1 protein-coding gene and 1 pseudogene are annotated in these 2782 nt (G+C 36.7%); both read left to right on the plus strand.

Features of this window, described 5'->3' with window-relative positions:
- The first annotated feature begins 145 nt into the window (after positions 1 to 145).
- Entirely contained in the window at positions 146 to 508 is a 363-nt protein-coding gene (locus FRY74_RS12740) for a hypothetical protein (protein ID WP_147102225.1), read from the plus strand.
- A 2-nt stretch (positions 509 to 510) separates the two neighbouring features.
- Positions 511 to 2782 (plus strand): annotated as a pseudogene (locus FRY74_RS12745) (hypothetical protein); the annotation flags it as partial.

The raw sequence follows: 2782 nt of genomic DNA on the forward strand, positions 1-2782 counted from the left end.
TTTATAATATTTTACAGGCAACCCTATTTTATTTTTTTCGTTATCTTAGTTGTTAAGATTACATAACTTAGTAAATACTATTGTTTGGTATTTAACATTTATTTATTTTATAAAAAAACAAGAAAAAAGATAAACGATATACAATATGAAAAAATCATTAACAATATTTTTATTTCTAATTACACTGGGAGTTTATTCGCAAGAGAACACATATAAAATTATCAAGACAAATAAAGTTCAAAATCTTGCTGATTATAGTTCAGCAATGAATAAGGCTAGTTTTGATCAGTATAGATTTTTTGATAAAAGAAGAGTGATAAATTTTGAATCTGGTGTTCAAATTGAACTTTTTTCTGCGAATGAATTAAAAAAAAATGGGGTTAAAGTTGAGGATTCAATATCAATAAAAGGTGATTTGCCAAAAGATTATATTGAGCCAGTTTTTAGAATTAATGAAAATGGACATGTTATTATGATAAACCAAATTTTAAGAAAAAGAAATAGATAGTTATGAAGAATCTTTTTTTACTAACAATAGCAATCTTTAGCGTTGTTATAGCTAATGCTCAAGGTGATATTTGTTCTCAAGCAACACCGATAAATCTTGATGTGCCGTTATGTGGTAGTAGTTCTGTTCAGACATTTAACTTTACTACAAATGGTGCAACTGCAGAAAACCCATATTCTGCCTTAGCATGTATGGATGCCCCTGCAGCTGATGTTTGGTTTTCATTTATAGCAACAGGTAATGAACTTGATTTAAATATCAATTCAGGGATGAATGATATGAATGTTGGTCTTTATTATGGCTCAAATGGATCTACATGTGGTGATCTTTTAGGGTTTAATTGTGGAACTAGTAATAATGGGAACTTTAGTGAGCTCTACACAGGTTTAGTTACAGGAGATTTATATTATCTCCAAATAAGCGGCGCTAATGAAACAGATACGGATGATTTTACATTAGAATTAGAAAGCATGCTTAATTGTGATGTCTGTTTGCTACAAGCGGGTATTACAGCTAGCCCTGGACCAACTAATGGTGTTTATCAACCAGGAACATCAATAACATTCTGTCTAGAAATAAGTGAGTTTGATCAAATTTCGTCTAATTGGTTGAGTGGTGTAGTGCCTACTTTATCCGGAAATGGTTGGGCTTCAACAACTGCAACGCCGGTTAGTGAGAATGGAGGCTCAGGTACTTATGATTGGTTTTGGTACAATAGCTCAGGTAACTCTGCTAATAATCCAACTGTTAATCAACCAGGTTGGTATGTAGATATTGATCCTCAAGGAAATACTCCACCAGATGGTAATGCAGGTAATAATTATGGTGACCCTGGAATTGATGGGACTGGTAATTGGCAGTTTTGTTGGCAAGCACAAACATTACCTGTAGGAAGTTGCGTTAACGGAGCATCTTTAACTATGGATGTAAATACTTATGTTGATGGAGAAATTGGTAGCTATACTGTTGATGGTTGTGAAAATGATCCATCATACCAGTTTACTGCAATTATTAGCTGTTGTGACTTTCCTTTAACTTCTTTTGTAGATCCGCCTTGTGGGGATCCTAATGGAGGAAGTGCTACGGCAACAGGTCAAGGTGGTACTGCTCCATATGACTATGTATGGGAAAATTCTTCAGGTCAAACAGTTTTAAGCCAGAATGATCTTGGTGATGGAGTAGCTAGTAGTGCTACCGGCTTAGCAGCAGGCACTTATACTGTTACTGTTACAGATGATAATGGTTGTGAGAAAATAGTGGATATTACACTTACAGCGACACCATCTTCATTGGCTGTTGACGCTGGACCTACAGTATCAACTTGTCCAAATTTATCTGGCGGAATTATCCCAGTTACTATTGGTGGTTCACCTACTGCTTCGGGATCATCAGGATATACTTATACATGGACACCGAATACTAATTTATCGAATGACGGTATTGCAAATCCAACAGCAGCCCCTACTTCAACAACTCTTTATACTGTTTCTGTTTCAGATGCTGCAGGATGTACAATTACTGATACAGTTACCGTGGTAGTTAACCCTTTGGTCGTTCCTACATTTGCTGCTGTAGCTCCAGTTTGTCAAAATAGTGCAGAGCCTGTGTTACCAACAACTTCTACTAATGGGATTTCAGGAGCGTGGAGCCCTGCAGTATCAACAGCAACTGCCGGAACACAAACATATACTTTTACTCCATCTGCAGGACAATGTGCTGATATTACAACATTAGATATCACAGTAACTCCATTAGTAGAGCCTACTTTTTCTGCTGTACCACCAGTATGTCAAAATGCTACAGCACCGGTATTACCAACAACTTCGACTAATGGGATTACAGGCACATGGAATCCAGTAGTATCAACAGCAGCAGCTGGCACCCAAACATATACTTTTACTTCGTCAGCGGGCCAATGTGCTGATATTACGACATTGGATATAACAATAAATCCACTACCAATTCCGGTTGCATTAGCAGATAGTGTTAATTGTTTCGCAGAAACAGATGGGGCTGTTACTGTAACAGGTGTTACAGGTACTAGTGCTTTTCCATCAGGGTATTCTTATTCTTGGGATGATGATGCAACTTTGCCAGCATTAGCTAACACACAGACAGCAGCAGGTTTAGGTGTAGGGGTTTACACAGTAACAGTTCAAGATCTGACTACAACATGTATTGGGCAAACTACAGTTGAAATATTTGAACCAACTGTTTTATCAATAAATCCAGAAACACATAATGATCCAATTTGTAATGGAGATACTACAGGAA

The organism is Vicingus serpentipes (genome assembly GCF_007993035.1).
GTDB lineage: Bacteria > Bacteroidota > Bacteroidia > Flavobacteriales_E > Vicingaceae > Vicingus > Vicingus serpentipes.